The following is a 4,323-nucleotide window of genomic DNA, read 5'->3' on the forward strand; positions in this document are numbered from 1 at the left end:
GACCCGACCGAGAAGCCATACAGCAACAACATGCGAGTAGTGAAGGAAACAAATTAAATGAATCTCGAATCGCAGTTATTGAAAATCATCGAAGAACAACAGCATCAATTGAAGCAACAACAGCTAGAGCAAGAGAAAGCACTGCAACTTATTCAATTGCAATCACAGACAATCGAGCAGTTAAAGAGCTACACGAGAACTTTAAACGACAAGCACAGCGAAACAGTGAAGATCGTGCAGAATCTATCAGAACAGACTATTTCTCCACATTTTTCGACCAAACTGCACGAGACCTTAGAGTGTCAACTGCACGAGCGACTGAGCGAGTTAGTGACCAGTTTGAGTCTAGATTTAGAAGTGAAACAACTGATCCGCAAAGAGCTACCGACTTTAGCTCAGATCGAGATAGAAAAGCAGTTGAAACCTATGTCAGAGAAGATTACAGAGAGAATGCATTCAGTCGAGCAGTATCAACAAAAATTAGCGGAGTTAATCCAACAGGTATCCTCAAGGCTTTAGATGAGCTAGACAGACGTAGAGAGTTGCAACTGGAGCAACAACGTAAAAATGATCGAGGCTATGATTCACTAAGCCCATTTTAAAACTTAGGATTATTTACTGATACAATAAAGCATTGAAAAATCAGTGATTTTAAATGCATGAAAAATATGATAGATTTCTTAAAGGCGTAAAAAAAGCCACTTTGGCGAGTGACTTTTTTTACTTTGTTTAACAAATACTTAAAGCATCTGTGAAACTCTAATTCGTTACTAGTATTTTACCGATGTTTTGAGCATTTGCAACATGTAGGACGTTGCAAAAGATGAATAACGCTCAATTATGCGATTTTTTTGAAAATCTTGCTCATAAACCATACTGTGCAGATGAGTTACTGTATGGATTACAAATAAGACCGAAAAAAACGGCAATTAATATGCAATATATACAAGGTAATCAGCCTTGTATGCTTCATTACTTCTTTTTTGACATAGATCGTTCAGATGCAGTCATGGCATGGCATGACGCAAACCTACCAATGCCTTTTTGGACAGCACAAACACAAAAAAACGGTCATGCTCATATCTGCTATAAATTAGAAATTCCACTGTGTACCAGTGAGTTTGGCAGTCAAAAAGCACTAGCCTACGCATCAAAGGTACAAGCAGGACTAGCCAACAAACTTGGTGCAGACGTTGGCTACAGTCATCTCATTACGAAGAATCCATTTCATAAAGATTGGCGTGTCACTTTTTGGAGTGAACAAGCCTATACACTCGATTATTTAGCTGATTTTGTAGAGTTACCGAAGAAATTAAGCAAAAAACAGGAAGTTTTAGGACTTGGGCGCAACTGTACCATGTTCGATACAGTCCGTTTTTGGGCGTATAAAGCGATTAGAGCGCATCGGGGCAGTACATTTGATGTTTGGCTAGGGAAAGTCCTAGAACAGTGTTTAAGCGTAAATGAGACGTTTCTAGAAGCATTACCATATTCGGAAGTCAAAGCTACAGCTAAGAGTATCGCTACGTATTGTTGGAAGAAAGACGCTTATTGCTACCAAGAATTTATAGACCGTCAGAGTCGTAAAGGAGCAATAGGCGGTAAGAAGTCTAAAGGTGGTGGTAGACCATCGCTAGGTAAGCCGTGGATAGAGTTAGGAATTGGTAGAACTAAATATTTTGAACTAAAAAAGAAAAATTTACTATAAAGTAAATACAGTTATAGATTAGAGGGAGAAACGGGTGAAAAATACTTTTGTTAGCTTAGGTATATGCAGTGCATTAGCATTAACCTGTACTGTAGCAAACGCTGAAATGTATAAAGTACATGTGAAAAGAACAGACAGTAATTTATATATTGATAGAACCAATAAAATTTTAATCAAAACAAAATACTGTTATGAATATACATATGGAGATGATGCAATATTGATATATGAAAAATATTCATATGATAACAAGCTAGTTTTTGAGAATGGAACATCTTGTGATGTAGAGTCTGTTTCATCATTCTGACATTCCGAACTAAACAAGCCTAAATCAGATAACAGCCTTTTTTGGTGTTACGTGTAACAGTGCAAGCCTCTTTTTAAAAGGGGCTTTTTTTATTTTCTTAATTAAGTTTTTAAAAAATTATTATTGCAGGGAGTTAGCAAGGTTGTGGGCAAAGACAAAACCTGTGCATCAAACCTGTTGGTAAGTGTGGAAATAAATCTTTGATTTATTCCGCATCTTATCAATAGTGTTTGTGCATAGATCAGTTTTGGTGGTGCGAAGCATTGTCCATAACCTTGCAACGACCAGTACCACAATTCACAGCTAGCCTTTGTTTTGTGCATCAACATTTGTACCAAATCTTGAATGCACGAAAACAAGATGCTATCGTGAATTAAGCAAGCCTACCCCGTAGCCACAAAATCATGCATTGCTACGCAATTTTGATTTTCTGTCACGGGGGCTTGTTAGGGGTTTCCCCTAAGACCCCAAACCACGAATCCACTTTGGGACTTGTCATGGCAAAGAAAGAATTGAAAACCGTAGTTAAACGCTTGCGTTTAACTGAACTTGAAGCCAAGCAATTAGAAAAATATTTAGATGACCATGACCAGAATTTTAGTGAGTTCGTGAATGCTTTGATTGGTCAAAAAGTTATGTCTGAGTTTCCAACGGTTTCTGCCGATTCTGCCGAACCGTTGGACGTTGCTATTGAAACGAAGAAAAAGCGAGAGCAAATCAAGCAGCCACCTAAAGCAGACCCAGCAGTACTTTTTCAAATTGGTCGAATCGGGAACAACCTCAATCAACTAGCGAAATCGTTAAATATTCTCAGGCAAGACCCAAGTGTTTCTACGTTTTCATTTCTTGAGTGCTTTCACTTATTGAGTCAGATGCAAGGCGATCTACATCACTGGCTTGGTGAGCTACCAAAGATTGAGCGCAGCCCTGAAGCTGTCAAAAAGGCGAGGGAGCGAGCAATGGCAAAAAGGAGGGTTGACGAGGATGTACATTAAGTTTCTGAAGCACGGCAAGGGCGACCCTGCAAAGGCTGCCAGTTATTTAGTTGATGACGTTGATCACCTCAACCGTCCACGGCCACATATTGAGGTTTTGAGGGGAGATCCGCAGACCTTTACCGCTATTGCTGAATCTATTCAAAACGAATGGAAATATACGAGTGGCGTTATTGCTTGGTCGAAAGATGATGCCCCCACTAATGATGAAATTAACGAGGTACTAGATACCTTTGAAGCACACGCTTTTTCAGGCTTAAAGCCTACGCAGTATCACTTCACAGCCGTTTTACATGAAGAAGATGATGGCTCGAAACACGTACATTTTTTAGTGCCGAGGCTAGAACTTGAAACAGGCAAGGCCCTCAACATTGCGCCCCCAGGTAATCAGAAGTATTTCGACCCTTTGAGGGATTATTTTAATTACTCAAAAGGCTGGTCAAGACCCGATGACCCTGCTTTACAGCGAGACACACAAAAGCCTGACTATGTGCATTTTGAAGACGCTGCTGCACTTCGAGCAGGTTTAAAAAATAAGGCTGTAAAAGACATTCGTGAAATCGTTGGAAGTTATATAGAACAACGTGTTGAGCATGGTTTTATTAGAGATAGAAAAGACGTTTTAGATGCTGTTTCAGAGTTAGGAACAGTGACCCGAACAAGTGATCAATTCATTTCATTAAAAATTGATGGTTCAGATAAGGCGATACGCTTAAAAGGTGCATTTTATGAGTCAGAATTTAGTGTCGAATCTTACATTGAGAATCGAACAAGAAAAGAAAATGATGCAGGAGCATCAAATACAAGTCGATTCATTTCAGAACAAGACAAAGAATATGCTGAAGAACTCCGAGCTAGAGTTACAGAGCTTGCAAAAAAGCGCGCAGCATACAACGAGCACCGTTATGGACTTGGCTCAACAAGCTCAAGAGAGCATGACTTTAGTGCAGTCAGAGAGCAAGAACTTAGCTCAATCCTTACAAGCTCAAGCCCAAGCAACAACCGACCTTTGTTCACAGCAGATGCAACAGCTACAACAGCTCAAAGCACAGTCAGCGCAGTTGAGCAATATCAGTCAAGACATATTCAAGACAGCAAAGCTCAAGAAAGCCCTTTTTACATCAAATGTGATTTTAGCTTCGATAGCTCTTATTTTGCTTATCAGCAGTTTTGCACTCGCATACGTCAGCAAGAGCAAATACAGCGATATACAAGCGATGCAGAACAAAGTCGATTATCTAAAATCGGAAGGGGGGAGCTTGAATATTCAGAAGTGCGGAACAGAGAAGGAATGGCGTTGGTGCGTTCAGATC

The 4,323-nt window shown here is 39.8% G+C and carries 4 protein-coding genes and 1 pseudogene; all 5 read left to right on the forward strand.

The annotated features are described in order from the left end of the window. A pseudogene (locus tag O1450_RS16485) lies at positions 1 to 602 on the forward strand (relaxase/mobilization nuclease domain-containing protein); the annotation flags it as partial. A gap of 221 nt (positions 603 to 823) precedes the next feature. Next, positions 824 to 1,708, forward strand: a complete 885-nt coding sequence (locus tag O1450_RS16490; protein WP_269230505.1) for a replication initiation protein — start codon at positions 824 to 826, stop codon at positions 1,706 to 1,708. Positions 1,709 to 1,742: 34 nt separating this feature from the next. Next, a complete protein-coding gene (locus O1450_RS16495) occupies positions 1,743 to 2,015 on the forward strand; it encodes a hypothetical protein (RefSeq protein ID WP_269230506.1) in 273 nt (90 codons plus the stop codon). Positions 2,016 to 2,512: 497 nt separating this feature from the next. Next, positions 2,513 to 3,010 carry a plasmid mobilization relaxosome protein MobC gene (gene mobC / locus O1450_RS16500; RefSeq protein WP_057050435.1) on the forward strand — a complete coding sequence of 166 codons (498 nt, stop codon included), beginning with the start codon at positions 2,513 to 2,515 and terminating at the stop codon, positions 3,008 to 3,010. After that, on the forward strand, positions 3,000 to 4,323 hold a 1,324-nt coding region (locus O1450_RS16505), incomplete at its 3' end, for a relaxase/mobilization nuclease domain-containing protein (RefSeq protein ID WP_269230507.1). The genes mobC and O1450_RS16505, both read left to right, overlap by 11 nt.

The sequence above is a fragment of the Acinetobacter sp. TR11 genome (assembly GCF_027105035.1).
Taxonomy (GTDB): domain Bacteria; phylum Pseudomonadota; class Gammaproteobacteria; order Pseudomonadales; family Moraxellaceae; genus Acinetobacter.

Bases quoted from the DNA above. Each gene is read 5' to 3' on its own strand.
- O1450_RS16490 (WP_269230505.1), top strand. From the start codon at position 824: ATGAATAACGCTCAATTATGCGATTTTTTTGAAAATCTTGCTCATAAA.
- mobC (WP_057050435.1), top strand. From the start codon at position 2,513: ATGGCAAAGAAAGAATTGAAAACCGTAGTTAAACGCTTGCGTTTAACT.